This is a genomic window from Rhodopirellula sp. J20-39 (assembly GCF_057365095.1).
Genome location: NZ_CP195123.1, coordinates 7370593 through 7387260 on the forward strand (window position 1 = coordinate 7370593; position 16668 = coordinate 7387260).

Annotated in this window: 14 protein-coding genes; 11 read left to right on the top strand and 3 right to left on the bottom strand. The window is 54.9% G+C overall.

Annotated features, from left to right (window positions below; translation table 11 throughout):
* Positions 1–77 precede the first annotated feature (77 nt).
* The 6 genes from ACR3ZL_RS26680 to ACR3ZL_RS26705 all read left to right on the top strand — a co-directional run bounded on the left by ACR3ZL_RS26680 (position 78) and on the right by ACR3ZL_RS26705 (position 6290).
* Positions 78–968 carry a DUF1559 family PulG-like putative transporter gene (locus tag ACR3ZL_RS26680; protein WP_473650053.1) on the top strand — a complete coding sequence of 297 codons (891 nt, stop codon included), beginning with the start codon at positions 78–80 and terminating at the stop codon, positions 966–968.
* Positions 969–990: 22 nt separating this feature from the next.
* Positions 991–1377: a BlaI/MecI/CopY family transcriptional regulator gene (locus ACR3ZL_RS26685; RefSeq protein WP_473650052.1), complete on the top strand. Its 387-nt coding sequence runs from the start codon at positions 991–993 to the stop codon at positions 1375–1377.
* Positions 1377–2471, top strand: coding sequence for a M56 family metallopeptidase (locus ACR3ZL_RS26690; protein WP_473650051.1), 1095 nt, complete (start codon positions 1377–1379; stop codon positions 2469–2471). Before ACR3ZL_RS26685 ends, ACR3ZL_RS26690 begins: the two co-directional genes overlap by 1 nt.
* 63 nt (positions 2472–2534) lie before the next feature.
* The gene (locus ACR3ZL_RS26695; protein ID WP_473650050.1) at positions 2535–3539 is read left to right on the top strand and encodes a metallophosphoesterase; all 1005 of its coding nucleotides are present in this window, start codon (positions 2535–2537) and stop codon (positions 3537–3539) included.
* Positions 3540–3636: 97 nt separating this feature from the next.
* The gene (locus ACR3ZL_RS26700; RefSeq protein WP_473650049.1) at positions 3637–6102 is read left to right on the top strand and encodes a glycosyltransferase; all 2466 of its coding nucleotides are present in this window, start codon (positions 3637–3639) and stop codon (positions 6100–6102) included.
* Positions 6099–6290: a hypothetical protein gene (locus tag ACR3ZL_RS26705; RefSeq protein ID WP_473650048.1), complete on the top strand. Its 192-nt coding sequence runs from the start codon at positions 6099–6101 to the stop codon at positions 6288–6290. The genes ACR3ZL_RS26700 and ACR3ZL_RS26705 overlap by 4 nt, the downstream gene beginning before the upstream one ends.
* On the opposite strand, the gene ACR3ZL_RS26710 is transcribed toward ACR3ZL_RS26705, so the two are convergent.
* Positions 6269–7366, bottom strand: coding sequence for a GNAT family N-acetyltransferase (locus tag ACR3ZL_RS26710; protein WP_473650047.1), 1098 nt, complete (start codon positions 7364–7366; stop codon positions 6269–6271). The two genes, ACR3ZL_RS26705 and ACR3ZL_RS26710, sit on opposite strands and share 22 nt — an antisense overlap.
* 225 nt (positions 7367–7591) lie before the next feature.
* Between ACR3ZL_RS26710 and ACR3ZL_RS26715 the strand changes: the two genes are divergently transcribed.
* From ACR3ZL_RS26715 to ACR3ZL_RS26725, 3 genes are all read left to right on the top strand, one after another.
* The gene (locus tag ACR3ZL_RS26715; protein WP_473650046.1) at positions 7592–8902 is read left to right on the top strand and encodes a PDZ domain-containing protein; all 1311 of its coding nucleotides are present in this window, start codon (positions 7592–7594) and stop codon (positions 8900–8902) included.
* Between the two features lie 274 nt (positions 8903–9176).
* Positions 9177–9845, top strand: a complete 669-nt coding sequence (locus ACR3ZL_RS26720; RefSeq protein ID WP_473650045.1) for a signal peptidase II — start codon at positions 9177–9179, stop codon at positions 9843–9845.
* A 159-nt stretch (positions 9846–10004) separates the two neighbouring features.
* Complete coding sequence (locus ACR3ZL_RS26725) at positions 10005–12143, top strand: efflux RND transporter permease subunit (protein ID WP_473650044.1); 2139 nt, start codon at positions 10005–10007, stop codon at positions 12141–12143.
* Positions 12144–12165: 22 nt separating this feature from the next.
* Here ACR3ZL_RS26725 and nth read toward each other — a convergent pair whose 3' ends face one another.
* Positions 12166–12819: an endonuclease III gene (gene nth / locus ACR3ZL_RS26730; protein WP_473650043.1), complete on the bottom strand. Its 654-nt coding sequence runs from the start codon at positions 12817–12819 to the stop codon at positions 12166–12168.
* A gap of 1 nt (position 12820) precedes the next feature.
* On the bottom strand, positions 12821–13795 hold the full coding sequence (locus ACR3ZL_RS26735; RefSeq protein WP_473650042.1) for a serine O-acetyltransferase: 975 nt from the start codon (positions 13793–13795) through the stop codon (positions 12821–12823).
* Between the two features lie 872 nt (positions 13796–14667).
* On the opposite strand from ACR3ZL_RS26735, the gene ACR3ZL_RS26740 reads away from it, so the two are divergent.
* Together ACR3ZL_RS26740 and ACR3ZL_RS26745 are read left to right on the top strand one after the other, a co-directional pair.
* Positions 14668–15153, top strand: a complete 486-nt coding sequence (locus tag ACR3ZL_RS26740; protein ID WP_473650041.1) for a hypothetical protein — start codon at positions 14668–14670, stop codon at positions 15151–15153.
* A gap of 286 nt (positions 15154–15439) precedes the next feature.
* Positions 15440–16606, top strand: a complete 1167-nt coding sequence (locus tag ACR3ZL_RS26745; protein ID WP_473650040.1) for a thioredoxin family protein — start codon at positions 15440–15442, stop codon at positions 16604–16606.
* The last annotated feature ends 62 nt before the right edge of the window (positions 16607–16668 follow it).

Below are 16668 nucleotides of genomic sequence, written 5' to 3' on the forward strand. Positions count from 1 at the left end.
GCCATTGCGATAAAACTAAGTGTTTCGTAAATTGGCGACATCAACTCACACGGATGTGGCCAATTCCCATGCAATGCATGCCCCCTCAATCAACCAATCGCACCGCTTTCACGGTGCTTGAATTGCTTGTGTCGGTCTCAATCATTGGGATCTTAATGGCATTGCTTTTGCCCGCCCTCGGCTCTGCCCGGGAAGCCGCCCGTCGCGTCCAGTGCACCAGCCACCTGCATCAAATCGGTGTGGCCATGCACAATCATCACGATGTCAGACGGAGCCTGCCGGCTGGCTGGACGTTCACACCCTCAGCGGATTCGGCGTACGGCTGGGCCGTCCCACTGTTGCCGTTCCTGGAACAACCGGGTTTGTTCAGCCAGATCGATACTAAGAAACCGATTGAAGACCCAGCTCACGACTTGGCCCGGCACACTCCGCTGGAAATGATGCTCTGTCCGTCGGACATCAGCGAACCTACCTTCGTGTTATACGAGGGTGATGAGGAAGACGAAGACGACCATCTCGTGATGACGAAATCCACGGTGTCCGACGATCTTCCCCTCGCATTGGTCGAATTGCCAACGGCAAACTACGTCGGAACCTTCGGAACACTCGAAGCCGACGACTCCATCCCAGCACCCTTGGGTGACGGCGCATTCCTGGAAAATAAAGTGACTCGGTTCCGCGACTTCAGTCGTGGCCTCTCCCATACGCTGATGGTCGGCGAACGAACGATGGCCCAGGTTCCTTCCACCTGGCTGGGAATCAGCCTCAAAGGCGAAGACGCCGCGGCTCGGATTGTCGGATCCGCTCTGGAGGGTATCAACAACCCGTTCGCTGACGAGGCTGATCATTCCAGTCGGCATCCTGGTGGAGTGAACTTTTTGTGGGGTGACGGCCACATTTCCTTTGTCAGCAATAGCGTCGACTTACTCGAATATCATCAATGGTCGCAGTTGCGTACCACTTATTAGAACGTCCACTTTCAAAATCATTATGCCACGATCATCAAAAAAGACGGTTGAATTGACAAAGTGTGAGGCGGAAGTCATGGACGTCGTCTGGAACAAAGAGTCCGTTACGGTCAACGATGTCGTTGCTTCGATCGACCGCGAATTAGCGTACACCACCGTACTAACGACGATGAAGATTCTTGAAGACAAGAACGTCGTTCGCCGCGGCAAGAAGATCGGCCGGGCGTTCACCTATACGGCAAAGGTGACTCGCGAAGATGTCCGCAAAGGCATGCTTAAATCACTAGCGGATCAACTATTCGGTGGGTCCACACGATCGCTCGTGTTAAGTCTTTTGCAATCGGACGCAGTATCACCGGATGATATCGACGCCGTCAAGAAAGCCGCTGCTGAGTTGGGAGACTCGTAATGGACACGCGGTTCGCGTTCGAGGTAGCCATCACGCTGTGTTTCCAAATCACGGTCGTGCTCGTGACCACGTTCGCACTGCAGCGATGGATTCTCGACTCGCGTTGGGGTTGTCGATTGTGGACGACCTGTTTCTTAGCCGTCATCGCGTTGGTCGTCGCAGCGGTTGCCTTGCCTCATCGCCGGTTGTTTGACTTTCCATCGGGCGTCTCACGCGAAACCGTGCAAAGCATGGTTACTTGGCAAGCAAGTATTGTTGAGGGATTGGCCATCGTGTGGGGAATCGGAGTTGCCTTTTCCATCATCAGACGTGCCCTGCTGTGCCTTGGTTTAGTTCGTTTCCTACGCTTTCGCTGCGACGCGATCGATCCAACTGCACTATTGCAGCGGACCAAAGTTGCTACCGACGGCCTTCCCAACCTGTCGATTCTGACCTCGGCGGAAATTAAGGGACCGTTTTGTTGGCAACTTCAACGACCGGTTATCGTATTGCCGACAACGTTACTTGATGAAGACGATATCACACTGCGACATGTGCTGGTGCACGAACTCGAGCACTTGCGTACTCAACATCCGATGCAACATTTTTTGCAGGGTGTTTGTTCAACGTTGTTCTGGTTTCATCCCTTAGTTTGGTCTGCTGCACGTGGTGCCGAACTCACCCGCGAGTTCCTTTGCGATGAAGTCGCGGCCAAGACCACCGGTAAGTTCAGTGACTACTTAAGAACCCTTGCCAAGGTGGCCGAGCAATGCAACAGCGTCTCTTGTACTGACACGCCCGCGGGAACGCTAGCTTTCGGAAACCGAAGCAGCGCCTTGATCCGTCGCAGCAATCGTTTGGTGAAATTGGCTCAAACTGACAACCAACCAAGCCGAGTCCGCGCCGTCTTCGGAATCGCGTTGCTGGTTTTGGTTTCTGTTTCCATACAACAAGTGTGGATCCCCACGAACGCACTCGCGTCCGAACGAAGTGAATGGTCACCGTGGCCGAGCTGGTCAGCGAAGGCACTCCACCACTTCAACGTTCATGTCCGTGACTTTGAACGGTTTGAAGACCGCGTGCAACTGCACGAGTGGATGCCCGAGAACTATTGAGTCGGGTTGCCGCCCGCACCGCCTCGAATGGGGCGAACACTTAATTACTAAAGGAATAGTTAAATGAGTTCACTGCCGAAGATGCCACGACTGTCCCGTCGCACGTTTTTAGCAGTCCTGCTTAGCCCACTGGGTTACCTGGGATACCGGGTCGCGGCACACAACCAGTGGATTATCGTCACCCGAAACGCGAAACCGTTTCAGATTGGAACCGAACCCACACGGGTCAACGATCAGGGGCAGTTGAGCATGCTAATCGTAGGCGATACGGGAAAAGACACCCTGCGACGCGACGCGGTCGTTCAAGCGATGAGTCGTCATACGAATTGGTCTCGTCCTGACGCAGCATTGCTCTTAGGTGACAATTTTTACGAACGCGGCGTCGAATCAGTCGATGACCCTCGATTCGATAGTGATTTTGAATCGCTGTTCGATCGTGAATCGTTCGATATGCCCTTCTATGCCTGCCTAGGCAATCACGACGTCAGTGGTAACGTCGATGCTCAGGTGCAGTACACCCAGCAAAGCGACCGGTGGAAGATGCCAAGCCGCTTTTACAAAACATCCCATCGTGCCGGCACCGCGACCGTGGACTGCTTTGTGCTGGACACGAACAGTCTTCATCTCGACCCCGTTGCTGCCAAAGAACAACTGGCATGGTTGCGGGATGAACTGACAGCTAGTCAAGCGGATTACAAAATCGTCGTTGGCCACCATCCCGCCATTTCAGGAGGCCAGCACGATATCGTGCCGTCCATCGCCGAGCTCTTACCACCAATCTTTACCGAGTTCGGCGTCGACGCTTATCTATCCGGTCACGATCACGACTTGCAACTGCTGGATTCCGGGGGAGGTTGGATCCAGGTCATCAGCGGTGCTGGCAGCAAGCTCCGCAGTACGGCTTGGATCGACGAGACACGGTTCGCCTTAGCCACCGCTGGATTCTGTTGGATGCTGGTCAACGAGGACGAACTGTCGCTTTCGTTCTACAGTCCGACCGAGCGACTGTTTACCTATACCTTGCCCAGACGAACATCCCAACTCAATTCCGCTATTACACGCACCTAACTACTAAATACTTACAAGTTGAACTTGCCGCCAACGGTTGGCCGCCGTAGAGTCACCGCGAACTACTAATTCTTTAATAAACAAAAGGAGTGCAAGGATGCACCCGCCTGAATCTGCCCTGATTCCATCAGCCCCATCTCTTTCGCTCATCTTACCGGCTTGGAACGAGGCCGATGTCATCGCGACCGCAATCACCGAAGCGAATCAATCGCTCCGGCAGGTGACTGAGTCCTACGAAATCATCGTTGTCGATGATGGCAGCACGGACGAAACTGCGGCGATTGTGACATTGTTGGCTGCCGAGAATGGTCACATCCGACTGGTGCAGCACTCACCCAATCAAGGCTACGGCGCCGCTATCCGATCAGGATTCGCTGCGGCCAAGAACGACTTGGTGGTCTTCACGGACGCCGACTGCCAATTTGATTTGACCGAACTGGACCGATTCGTCCTGCTATCCAAGCGATACGAAGTGGTCTGTGGATACCGCATCGATCGAAAAGACTCAGCCATCCGGTGTTTGTATTCGAAGGTCTATAACCTATTGGTCCGAGCGTTGATCGGCACCGGAGTCCGCGACGTTGACTGTGCACTGAAAATGTTTCATCAGGACATCGCCAAACGAATCGCCATTAAACACAACGGGTTCCTCGTCAACTCTGAAATACTAACCCAGACCAAACGTCTGGGGTGCCGGATTGTGGAAGTCGGCGTTTCGCATCGCCCCCGAACGCTGGGTGAAAGCACGGTATCCGCCAGGCACATTCCCAAAGTACTTGTCAGCTTGACGCGCTTTTGGTGGAACGAGGTTTTGCTCTCGACTTCCAAGCCGCATGATCGCTCCGACGAAACGGGCTTCCTTGCCAGCAAGACTCCCAATCGCTCAGCGATGAAGATCAGCCTGCTTCAGTTCGGACTGTTGATCATCGCGGCGGCTTTTCTATTCACCAATTTGAGTTACCCGCTGATCGATCGCGATGAAACTCGCTACGCTGAAATCCCACGTGAAATGATTGCCACAGGCAACTGGGTTCTTCCCATGTTGAACTTCCATACCTATTACGACAAACCACCGCTGGTCTATTGGCTATGTGCCTTAAGCTACAAATGCTTTGGGATGAGCGAGGCTTCCGCTCGGTTGGTGCCATCGCTTGCTGCATTGGCCACCATCTTGTCGACGATGTTTTTCGGAACAAGATTCTTCAATCGTAAGATCGGCCTGATCGCGGGTATCGTGCTCTCACTCTCGGTCGGCTTCGCCTTCACCAGTCGCTATCTATTGCTTGACGGTGTGCTTTCACTGTTCGTGTCGCTATCGCTTTTCACGGCTTACGAAGCGATACGCGGATCGCATCTACGGATAGGCTGGTGGCTACTATCGGGCATTTGTATCGGTCTTGCTTTTCTAACGAAGGGTCCCGTCGCGATTGTCTTATGGTTGCCTCCAGTTGCGGTAATGGCATGGCTATCACACGGACACGCCCAACCAAAGTGGTGGCACTACGGGTTGATTGGATCGGTCGCTACCATTGTCGCGTTACCGTGGTTCATTGCGGTCCACCAACGAGACCCCAGCTTCTTGGTCGAGTTTTTCTACAAACATAACGTGGCAAGATTCGCGGGCGAGTTTCATCACCGACCATTTTGGTACTTCATCCCAGTGCTCTTAATTGCGGGGCATCCTTGGTCATTCCTCACGATTCCCTATGCACGCTTTCTGTTTGGACGCGGCGAAGAGAACCGACTTCAACGTCCGCCTGCGATTGGATTCCTGTTGCTTTGGAGCGTGTGGTGTTTTGTGTTCTTTTCAATGTCGAAGTGCAAACTGCCGACTTACTTATTGCCAGCCGCACCTGCTTTGGCATTGATGATTGGGCACTATCTCAATGAGGTTCTTGGCAGTACGCAAAATCCTAACCGGCACTTTTTCGCCCGCTTTTGGTCCGCCCGGACTGCCACAGCAACAACCTGTCTGGCGGGCGTCGGTTTTGCAGTCTTCGTCATCATGACCAACCCGCAAGCGTCCCTCTCAGTCTATGCCTGGGCGATGCTTTGGACGTCTTTGTTAGTCACATCGCTGTTACTAGTCGGCAACCGGTATCAGGCCAGGATAGCGTGGGGCAGCACCACCGGCGTGGCGTTTCTGTTTGCTGTCATGATGATGCATCAAATGGTACCGGCCTACAGTCGCTCACAAACATTGTTCGGTGAGTCATCTCCATTGCCCGACAAACTGGCCATCGAGAATTACGAATCGATCGCCACGATCGACCATGAATTCTCCGAAGTACCGTTCTATCTAAACCGTCACGACGTTACCAATTTCATGAATGTCGACGATGCGGCTTTGCCTAACTTCATCAAACAATCAGGACGATCTCTCTTGGTTGTCGACAACCATGTCACGGCCCGACAGCTTTCAATGAGGATGCCATCGGGGACTCAAATGACTTCCGTGATGCAACGAGGACCGGCTCATATCTACGAAGTCAACGTCCTGCCGATAGCTAGTAGGGCACCGAACCATCTGCAGATCGCAACCCGTCAGACGCAAACACGGTGAGTCCGGCATTCGCCATCGCAATTCGCTGGGTCGCGAGTTTCATCGCCTTCCCGCCGACTCCTTTTCGCCAGCTTGATAGCGGTGATGACAGCGACATCGCATTGATTATGAAATCGGCGTCCGAACTGGAATCGTCGATGGTTGACTCCGCTACGGTGCCAGTAACTCAGTCCAAAGATTCAGTTTGATTCGAGTGAACCCAAACCGTTTCACGGAACAGGCTCAGCATTCCCATTCGTCGATACGCACTGTGCGCTGGGCGATTTCGTTGATCGACCGCCAATACGAGTCGGCTGGCATTTTCAGCAATGCAAATCTTCGAAATTTGCTGCATAATTTGCTCGCCATATCGGCGTCCCCGCTGCTCCGGCACCACGCCCATGTATACCAGTTCAAGGACCAAGTTGTTATCGGCAGCACTATGATGTTTTGCCAACATCATGCATCCGATGACTTCGCCACGAGACAAGTTATCCTCATCTGTAACAGCGGCCCGTACACTGAACCACAACTCCGGTGCATAAGCATCAACGTTTCGGTAAGTCTGAATAATTTGAGTGGGCGTGCGATATTCTTCGAGCCGAGGGCAATCCAGTGACCCCGAATAGGTGTGCTGGATCACCTGTTCGAACTCCGCCACGGCTTCGGGTGATTCGTGATCCAGCGTTTCGATAAGTATCGTCGGTTCGCGTTCCGAGATTACCGGTGTCGTTCCATCACCGTCTTGGGCGGTCGGGAAGTCCATCGCTAGATAATCCAGCGTGCCGATTTGGACGAACCCCATTCGGCGCGGCCAAGCGAACACAGACCGATCTGCATTCAAGTCGGCCGGGTGCGAAACGGTCTCGTCAGGGTCGGTTGCCCACTGAATGAATTGCACACCACGGGCCGAGAAAATCGGGACCATTTCGCGATAGATTGCCGCGGCACAACCGGCCGCAACCGTCGCATCGCCCGGTGTAGCAGGATGGGTCCAGTCCATATGCAGGACCGAGGCGGTGTCACCTGGTTCAGGAACCGTCGCGATCAGCACGACGGCTTCTTCCAGATTGGCGGGGCTCGCTGATGCGGCAAGCAACACGAGATCTTGCTGGCGATCGGACCGAAGAATTGCCCGCAACTGGTCGGTAATGATGCTGACTCGGGTCGGCGAGAGGCGTCCCAGAAAATCGGTTAGGACAACCGCGAGATCTGGGATTGGCAATTCCCACACGCAAATGTCCCGGTTGCGGGTCGAACTCAACGAAGAAGAATTAGGGGGCATGAAACTGAGTCGTATGGGAGTGTATCGCTAGACGGGGAGTTTATCGTCCATTGCGATTGCCTGTCGTGTCGAAACCGAGGTTTGCAACCGAATCTGGGCCGATTGGTTGGCCGGAACGGTCGGCTCTTCTATCATCGGGGGGGACGAAAGGTTCACCTCGGACGTTGATTCGAGATTGGATCCGACCTTTGGTCCACCAACATTTTCGCTTTCTCGGATTTATTCATGCCCAAGTTTTTGTCCCAACTCATGTTTCCTCTTTCCAAAATCGGACTCGGCCTGCTGGTCAGTTTGGCGATTTTGGCCTGCGTCGACACGCAATCTGCGTCCGCTCAAGGTCTGTTCAGTCGCCTGCGTGCCCGAGCGGAAAGCCGCCGAGCCGCCCTTCAGCCGCCGCCGGCTGTCCAACCTGATGCCTATCGGCGTTCAGCTCCCAACCCAGCTCCAGGACAATCCCGCGCTGATGCGGACCCCAAAAACGCTCGAGTTTTGGCGAAGCCACTGCCGGGCCAGTCTCGATCGGGGAAATCCGATACAGCCGACTCATCCGACACGCCCACACTGGGCATCGAGGTTTCACCCAGCCAAGTCGGTCCGTACCGTGGTCTGGCTATCACTGGTTTCAGTGAAGATTCATTGGCAACCCGCGCCGGCCTACGTCCAGGGGATGTGATCGTCGCGATCGAAGGCGTGCGAACCGCTTCCTTGGCAGATGTCAGCCGGGCTCAAACCCGAAGCCGTGTCGGGCAACAAGCCACCATCGAACTGTATCGCAACGGTCGCCGTTATCGAGCCATGGTCCCGTTCATCCAAACGGCCGACGATCTGGATCCTGCTGATGCAATTGCTGGCAAAGCTTCCGCCGACAAACAAGACGACGCATCCGGTAGGCAACCTTCCGCCACACCACGCAAAGCCGCCAAACCACCGGTTTCCTCCACCGCCGGCCCAACCTTGGCTCGCCCCCGTGCCTCTTTGGGTCTGGAAGTACGCAATGCGACGCCCAAGCGTGGTGTCGAGGTTGCGACCGCGGGGGAAGAAACGGCAGGCAAAATTGGTGGATTCCGTCCACTGGACCGAATCGTCTCGGTGGAAGGACGTTTGATTAGCAATATCGATGACTTGATTCGTGAACTATCGCTTAGCCAGCCAGGCGACCGTGTTCAATTCGGCGTGGTCCGCAGTGACGCAATGGTGGAATTGGATGTGGAAATGGGCGGTCCCGGTGGAAAACCGATTCGCGGAGCCTCCAGCCCGACGACCAGCCAAGCCAACAATGCCAAGAAAGATCCAACCGACAGTGGCAAAAGTTTGCTGAGCGGAATGGGATCGGCATTGGGCGGCTTGTTCGGTGGATCCAAGCCGAATGCCACCGCGACTCAAACACCAGAGCCCGCACCTGCACCCGCGATGGAACGGCTTCAAAAACCAAGCAATCAAGAAGCAATTCTTCCTGATCCGCTCGCATTGCCGGAAGACACTGCATCGGATCAAACGGGCTTCGGCAACAACGAACTGCCACCGCCCCGCAACTGATTTGTTACCTCACCGCGACTAGGATTAGCAACAACGCTCGATGCAATCTTCCGATCGAGCGTTGCTGGGATGAACGAGCTGAATTCGCGGGCCTGCACTCCGCCACAAAAACGGCTTCGTTCCGGACGCGTTCGCGTTGGACGTTAGCACTTTCTGGCATACCGGGGTGATGAAAATCGTTGGGTTTCGATAGAACAGGGCAACACTGCACCGCCGTCTGTTTATCAGGGGCGGTCGTCTTCCCGTGGCCCCCCACTCCCCACGCGATTTTTTGATGGCTACCCCTGAACCTGACTCTTCCACTGCAGCGACGTCGACCGCACCAAGTTCAATTGGCTCGGTCCCCATTTCTCGCTACGTTCTCTTTACCGCGCTCGCCGTTTTGGGCGGGGGTGCCGACTTGTGGACCAAACAGGCCATTTTTGAATGGCGAGGTCTTCCCGGCCAGAGCGAAATTTACTGGTTGATCGAAGGCTACTTCGGGATCGAAACCGCGGTCAATATCGGTGCCGTCTTCGGAATCGGTGCCGGCAAGGGCGTTCTGTTTGCAGGAATCTCGGTCTTCGCTCTGATCGCCATTTTGGTCTGGCTGTTTTGGTTCAAAGGCGCTGTTTCAAAATGGCTTACCTTCGCAATGGGATGCATCACCGGCGGGATCATTGGCAACTTCTATGATCGCATTGGGATGTGGTGGCAACCCGGCTATCCCGAACAATGGCAAAGCGGTGTGCGAGATTGGATCCTTTGGCAAGCGTCCGACCAGTGGCGGTGGCCGAACTTCAACATCGCCGATTCACTATTGGTCACCGGCGCAATCATGCTGGTCGTTCAATCCATCTTCTTCCCGCCGCCTGGAATGGTGCCAGACAAAGATGCGGTTGCAACCAAGTCGGGTACCCCAGACGCATCGGGTGCTTCCGGCGGGTCGAACGATGACGTCTAGGAGATCATCATCAGACCGCCACTGATTGCAACGACGGTTGCTGGATTCGCGTCTTTCCTCAACCGATATCGTTGGCTCGGACTGCTCGTTGGCATCGCGAGCCTTTGGCCACTGGCGACGATACAATCGGGACTTCAAGTCAACCGGCAATTGGCGTCGATGTTTGCCGATGACGATGTCTCACTGGCCGATTACCAAAAACTTCAATCCACCTTTGGCGGCAACCAAGTCGTCATGGTTGTCTATGACGACCCGAACTTGATGAGCCAAGATGGGTTGAATCGCAACCGCAGGCGGACTCTTCAAGTTGAATCTCTCGACGCGGTCGCTGGTGTTCTATCCGTTGCCAAACTGGTCGACGTGTTCGCCTACCTACGACCAAAGCTTCCGTTCGCGTCCGACGATTCCATCGCGTTATTCAATCGCGACGACGATTTGGCTCAAGAGTTCCGCGAACTTTTCGAGGGATACACGCATAGCAGCGACGAATCAACATCGGCGATCGTTGCGATGCTTGGTCCCGACAACATCCAAAAGACACTGGCTGACCTGCGTCGCATGGTCGACCAAATGAATACGGTAAACCCCGATTCCAATGCAGCCTTGGTGGGTGAACCGATCCTTTTGCAGGACGCGTTTGACCTCATTTTGGCGGATGGAAGACGCTTGGCCATCGGCACAATCAGTTTGCTGGCGTTGGTGATTCTATTGACTCTCGGCGATATCCGAGTAGTCGTTTTGTCGGCAATCTGCATCATCTGGTCCACGTTGGCGACGCGGTCGACCATGGTGTTGTTCGGGATCGAACTGTCCTTGGTTTCCGCCGTCCTGATCGCGATTGTTGCGGTGATTGTCGTTGCCGCGGTGATGCACCTGGGAATCAGCCGTCGATCCGGCGTTAGCACCACACCGACGATCGCTCTACTCGCGATCCCCATCGCCGCAACCTGTTTAACGGATGCTGCTGGTTTCGCATCGCTGCTGGTTTCTGGAGTTCGACCTGTTCAGCAGTTTGGCATCATGACGGGAGTTGCTTCGCTATCTGTGCTGGTGTCGTTAATCCTCTTTTCGCCAGCGATCCTGGCGTGGCCCGACCGCCTTCGAATTTGGCGTCATACAGACGGCCAGGATCAGCTTCGGGTGCCAAACCGACGCTCAGAGTTTCTAAGCAGGATCGTCCGAATCGCATTGCGAAACCGCATACCTTTGGGAATCTCGACTTTGCTGGTCACACTGGCATGCGGCAGCCATGTTGCCACACTGACCACCAACACCAGCTTTCTACAAAACTTTCGTCCCGACAGTCCGATCGCGACCGTTTACCGTCGCGTCGAAGAACGACTCGGTGGTGCTGGGGTGATCGACATCGTCTTGCCAGCGCCAGACTCGATCTCGCCAGCGTACCTGGACCGAGTGCTCGCACTGGAGAATCGCTTACGTGCGATTCGCGTGGGCCCGCATGGTGAAAGCCGACTTAGTAAGGTCCTCAGTCTGGCCGATGCCGACGCGGTCGCGGCAAAAGCAAGCCTACTGTCGTTTGTCACTCCGGACGTGCGTCTGGCCGGCATGCGTGCTGCGATCCCAGAATTTGCGCATGCATTGTTGACGTTTCCTGAACCAACGGCGAACTCGCCTCACCGCTCACTACGGATCATGCTACGTCGCGATGAAGCGATGTCGGGACCGGACAAGGCGGCCATTGCCCAAGCGATTACCCAAGAACTCGATCTGTACGCGACGCAAAATAACCTAGCCGAATCCGACCGCCCGCTACTGACTGGCTATTCGGTTTTAATGTCGCAATTGGTCGACAGCCTGATTCGCGATCAATGGCGAGCCCTCGGACTGGCATGCTGTTTGGTCGGCACCCTGCTATGGCTTGCCACCCGACAATGGCAAGAAACCTTGGCGGCGTTGCTGGTTAACACGTTACCCATCGTGGTCGTGCTCTCATTGATGGGACTTTTTGGCGGGCAACTCGACTTGGGTTCTGCGATGATCGGTGCCGTATCCATCGGATTATCAATCGATGGCTCCGTTCATTTTCTAAGCGGCTATCATCGCCGACGGCTATCCGGCAGTTCGACACATGATGCTGCCGTCGAATCCGCGACCGACTTAGGATTGCCGATCGTATTAGCGAGTTTCGCGTTGGTCGTGGGCTTTGGCGTGCTGGTAACCAGCCCCTTTGTGCCCACCGCGACTTTTGGGCTGCTTGTCGCTGCCACACTGGCCGCCTCAACAGTCGCCAACCTCACGTTGCTGCCGGCGATTGTGGTTTGGTGTTCGCCGGAATAACCAAGTGCACCGAAGACTGTAACTACGGTTTGATCCAAACGACCGGTTTTCGGCGACGCGGATACAGTTCGCGACAAAGCCCACATTTGGTGCCGTCGCAACCGCGAGCGGTACAGTGCTCGCGACCGTAGAAAATGATTTGCAGATGAAGGTCGTTCCACTTCTCTTCAGGGAACAGCTTCTTCAAATCGTTTTCCGTCTGCACCACATTCTTACCCGACGTCAGTCCCCATCGCTGAGCCAGTCGATGAATGTGGGTGTCGACCGGAAACGCGGGAACACCAAACGCCTGAGCCATCACGACACTAGCGGTCTTATGACCGACGCCGGGCAAGGCTTCTAATTCGGCGAAACTTTGTGGGACCTGTGAATCATGTTGCTGAATCAGCAAATCCGAAAGCTTCGCGAGCGCAGCCGCTTTCTGTTTGGAAAGCCCAAGCGGTCGAATGATTTCGAGAATCTTCGCTTCGCCCAGTTCGAACATGGCTCGGGGTGTGCCCGCCACCTCGAACAATTCCGGCGTGACCTCGTTGACCTTCTTGTCGGTGCACTGAGCACTTAGCAGCACCGCCACCAACAGCGTGAACTCGTCACGATGGTCCAACGGAATCGGCGGATCAGGATAGAGATCCGACAAGCGATCCATCACAACGATGGCGCGTTCAGCTTTAAGCACGCTAGATCTGGTAGTTCAGTTCGGGAGCCAGTTCATCCGCCGCGTCATCGCCACCACGAACACGAAGTTGTGGTTTTTCCAACAAGACCGTTGTACCGGGCGAAACGCTACGCGTGATCCAGACACTCGATCCGATTACCGAATCTCGGCCTACAACCGTACGACCACCTAAGATGGTTGCGTTAGCGTAAACAACGACGTGATCTTCAATCGTCGGGTGACGTTTCTGACCACGAATGATCTGACCATCGGAATCCGTTGGGAAGCTCAACGCCCCCAAAGTAACACCTTGGTACAGCTTGACGTGTTCACCGATTTCGCAAGTTTCACCAATCACCACACCCGTTCCGTGATCGATGAAAAAGTAATCACCAATCGTTGCACCAGGGTGAATATCGATTCCTGTTTGCTGATGCGCCCATTCCGTCATCATCCGAGGGATGAAGGGAACGTCGAGTTTCACCAACTGATGAGCAATCCGGTAAACCGTAATCGCCTCAAAGCCGGGATAGCAAAAGACGATCTCGTCGGTTGTCTGGCACGCTGGGTCGCCATCGAAAGCTGCTTGTACGTCTGTCGCGAGTGTTTTCCGCAAGGGAATGATTCGCTTCAACAACTCGATCGTCATCGCTTGCCCTTTGGCTTCGAAGTCGATCTCGTCCACGCAATCATCGTGCTTTTGCTTCACACGATGTTCGTGACGTAACGCGCGTCCGATTTGAACGGTCAACTGATCATGCAGTGAGTCGATCAAGCTACCAACGTGGTAGCGGATGTTCCCAGCATGTAGGTTGGTCCGACGACGATATCCTGGGTACAGGATATCCTTCAGGTCCAACAAAATTCGAACCACCGCTTCGTAACTGGGAAGCGGGCAATGCCCGAGGTGATTGATCGAATCGTCCGGCGTATACGTCGCGACGATTTGTTCAGTCAATTCTGGCAACGATTCTTTGAGTCGAAAATCAGACGCCACGGGACTTCACCTCGAGAAAAGTACAGCCTATTGCAAATGCCTCAATGCTCGGCGTACTTCATGCAATAGGTGAGATTGTTAAACGAGAACCAACCCGAACCGCTCAGGGACCGATCGATGGTGGGTTATCCATCAGAAAGTCACGTGGTCCACGGTGAGTATAGTACGGATAGGCAACCTGCGCAGATGGTGCACCTGCTTGGAATGGTTGGCTGGCAACCGCGCTACCCGCGTTGTGTCCTAGGAATCCAGGGTTCAGGTGCGAACTGTAATCCAGCCCCCCTTGTTGCCAACCCATGGGTCCAGCTTGGCAACCTGTGCGGCAACCAGCAAGCCGGCCGCGGCCCTTGCCGATCAACCCACAACCACTCGATCCACAAGACGCAGACCCGCAGTCTCCGCCACAATTGCCCGTTTCGCAACTATTGCAATTACCGGTTCCACAGCTGGACATTGCAGTCCCACCCGAGCACGACGAACAGCCGCCCCGTGTGTTATGGTGCAAACATCCTGTGGACATCGCCAACAAGCCGGCGAATGAAGCTAACATGAGCCAACGATTCATATCGAATCCTATCATCGGGTGAACCGATTTTGTGTATGTAGTACCTTCCGTCAGGTTCGGTTTCGGCTCACAATCGCCCATCGATGCACATAATCGCTGCAACCTGAACGGAAGAACGAAAGCGTTGCCCGCAAGGTTTGCCTAAGCTACCAATGAGGCGATAAAGGCCGGTTAGGTTCGCTTTCGATGCAACCAATTCAATCCGGTTGCTCCTCAAACACAACACGCGTTCTGCCCGTTTTTCCAATCCATCGGTCACGTTTCCTGAGATCACACCACCATTTCGTCCCACTAGGTGAGACCGTCCATGAGTGAAGCCGACGTCCGCAGTATCGACACGCTCGAAGATCTTCAGCGGGCGATCAGTCACCTCAGCGAGCGTTTGACGCTGCAGAGCTACCAACTGCAATCCGTCGCCACACAAGCTCAACGACACTTTGGCCAGGACTACCCCGCGTATTGGCGTCGTCAATTACGGACCGCAGAACAAGCCTTTGCCGAAGCCCGAGACCGACTCAGCCGGAAACAGTTTGCCGTCCGCGCAGGTGAACACCATCCGGCCACCGAGGAAAAGAAGCAGGTCAATCGCTGGAAAAACCGCATTCGATTGTGCCAACAACGAATCGACAAATCCCGCAGCATCGCAGTCGAGATGGAGCAGAACTGCGAGAAGTTCAAAGGCCCCATCGCGGCGCTAACTGAACTTGCCGAGGTCGAACTGCCCACCGCAGCAAACCAGCTTGGCGGTCTGGTCGCACGGCTAAGAGCGTATCAGGAAGGCAGTTCTCGCTAGACCTGCGGTTCGATCGGCTAGGCTCGCATGGTTTCGGCGTGTCCGTTTCCGTGCCCCATAGCTAAGTCGGTACGGGATCGTCATCTACAAACCGGCATTAAACGCTGGCCATTGTTGTCTGTGAAACCGTGAAACTCGGTTTTAACGCCGCACTAGCAGTCCAGTCCGCAAAATTGGTAACTTTCCCTCAAGCGTTAAAGTCTACCTAACCGATCACTACCGATGACGTGCCCCATTTCTGTTGGGCAATCGCAATACTGCAAACCGACAAAAAGGACTTTGTCCAATGCGACTCGCATGGCCCCGACACATTACATCGACGGTATTTCTAGCCGCCACCTGTTTGCTAGCTCCCGTTGCGGCACACGCTGAGATTGCTTGGCAAAGCGACTTAGCAACCGCTCACGCGCAAGCTAAAGCCCAAAACAAACCACTTTTGCTGCATTTCTACAGCGACAACTGCGTTTTTTGCGATCGACTCGAAGCCGGTGCTTTCCAGTCACCTCAGGTCAATCAAGCGATTTCGCAAGGCTTCGTCCCAGTCAAAGTGCACGCTGGCAAGTCGCCTGAACTGGCGAAAATGTTCAAGGTCACGCGTTTCCCCACCGACGTCGTCGTGACGCCGGATGGCGAAAGTTTGGCACACGGAGTCAGCCCACAAGATCCAAACCGCTATGTCGGCATGCTGGCCTCCGCCGGTAACAAGATGTTGGCGATGCAGCCCAAGAGCAAACTGCCCGTCAACGCCGCTGGCAGCTATGCGATGCAACAAGTTCCCTCCGGAACGAACCCACACGTCCACCCAGGCCCATCTGGCGCCCAAGCTGGCCCCGCCACCGGCCCTGCACAGGCTAACCTCGCCCAGTCCCATCCCGGTGCTCCGGTTGCTAACCCTTATCATCAGCCCACCGGTCCTTTGCCGGGTGGTGCGTCGGCCCGATTGGCCGGTGCTCGCACCGACGGCATGACATTGGGAATGCCAGGCCAAATGTTGGATCCACCTTCGATGGACAACACACCGGAACCAACGACCACGGCTTCCAAACCTGCTCCAGCATCAACGTCCACACCCAAGTTAGCGATGGAAGGCTACTGTGCCGTCACCGTGATCGACGAGGACAAATGGGAAGAAGGCAATCCGAAGTTCGGCGTCGTGCACCTAGGAAAACTGTACTTGTTCGGTTCAGCCGAAAAGATGGACACGTTCCTGGCTGACCCCACACCGTACACTCCCGTGTTGAACGAAATCGACGTGGTACGCTTCTTCGAGGAACGCCAAATCGTGCCTGGCAAGCGTCGCTTTGGCATGCGTGATCCAATCCATCAACGCATGTTCTTCTTCGCCGACGAAGCAGCAATGAATCACTTCTTCAACGAATACGAACGCTACACCGACGCGGCCATCGAAGTCATGGCTCAAGCGGTCAAAGATGCCAACCCAGGCATGCGTTGAGAAGGTTCAAGCTAACCAAAACGTTGACGCGCCGTTCGCTGCATGAGCGGCGCCATCAGCTA

Excerpts from the sequence above, each read along its gene's own strand:
- ACR3ZL_RS26680 (WP_473650053.1), top strand. The coding sequence starts at position 78 with ATGCCCCCTCAATCAACCAATCGCACCGCTTTCACGGTGCTTGAATTG.
- ACR3ZL_RS26685 (WP_473650052.1), top strand. The coding sequence starts at position 991 with ATGCCACGATCATCAAAAAAGACGGTTGAATTGACAAAGTGTGAGGCG.
- ACR3ZL_RS26690 (WP_473650051.1), top strand. The coding sequence starts at position 1,377 with ATGGACACGCGGTTCGCGTTCGAGGTAGCCATCACGCTGTGTTTCCAA.
- ACR3ZL_RS26695 (WP_473650050.1), top strand. The coding sequence starts at position 2,535 with ATGAGTTCACTGCCGAAGATGCCACGACTGTCCCGTCGCACGTTTTTA.
- ACR3ZL_RS26700 (WP_473650049.1), top strand. The coding sequence starts at position 3,637 with ATGCACCCGCCTGAATCTGCCCTGATTCCATCAGCCCCATCTCTTTCG.
- ACR3ZL_RS26710 (WP_473650047.1), bottom strand. The coding sequence starts at position 7,366 with ATGCCCCCTAATTCTTCTTCGTTGAGTTCGACCCGCAACCGGGACATT.
- ACR3ZL_RS26715 (WP_473650046.1), top strand. The coding sequence starts at position 7,592 with ATGCCCAAGTTTTTGTCCCAACTCATGTTTCCTCTTTCCAAAATCGGA.
- ACR3ZL_RS26720 (WP_473650045.1), top strand. The coding sequence starts at position 9,177 with ATGGCTACCCCTGAACCTGACTCTTCCACTGCAGCGACGTCGACCGCA.
- ACR3ZL_RS26725 (WP_473650044.1), top strand. The coding sequence starts at position 10,005 with ATGTTTGCCGATGACGATGTCTCACTGGCCGATTACCAAAAACTTCAA.
- ACR3ZL_RS26740 (WP_473650041.1), top strand. The coding sequence starts at position 14,668 with ATGAGTGAAGCCGACGTCCGCAGTATCGACACGCTCGAAGATCTTCAG.
- ACR3ZL_RS26745 (WP_473650040.1), top strand. The coding sequence starts at position 15,440 with ATGCGACTCGCATGGCCCCGACACATTACATCGACGGTATTTCTAGCC.